Below are 296 nucleotides of genomic sequence, written 5' to 3'. Positions count from 1 at the left end.
GACCTTCGTCGGCCGCGAGCGCGGCATCGCCTTCGCGGTGTGGGGCTCGACGATCGGCGGCATGGCCGCCGTCGGCCCGCTGCTCGGCGGCTGGCTCACGACCGACTTCTCGTGGCGGTGGGCGTTCGGCATCAACCTGCCGCTCGGCATCCTGATCGTGATCGGCGCGCTGCTCGTGGTGCGCGAATCGAAGGCAGACGAGCTGCGTCGCGTCGACGCCGTCGGCGCCCTGCTGTCGGTGCTGCTGTTCACGAGCCTCGTGTTCGGGCTCATCGAGGGGCGCAGCTACGGGTGGT

1 protein-coding gene is annotated in these 296 nt (G+C 70.9%); it reads left to right on the top strand.

Translation table 11 applies throughout. The features are described 5' to 3' along the window. Positions 1-296: MFS transporter (locus FJ658_RS15670; protein ID WP_141146252.1), on the top strand; the 296-nt coding region annotated here is incomplete at both ends.

It is taken from the genome of Schumannella sp. 10F1B-5-1, from assembly GCF_006517535.1.
Lineage (GTDB): Bacteria > Actinomycetota > Actinomycetes > Actinomycetales > Microbacteriaceae > Schumannella.
Note: the sequence above shows the minus strand (reverse complement) of the source record. Positions and strands in the feature narration are given on the sequence as shown.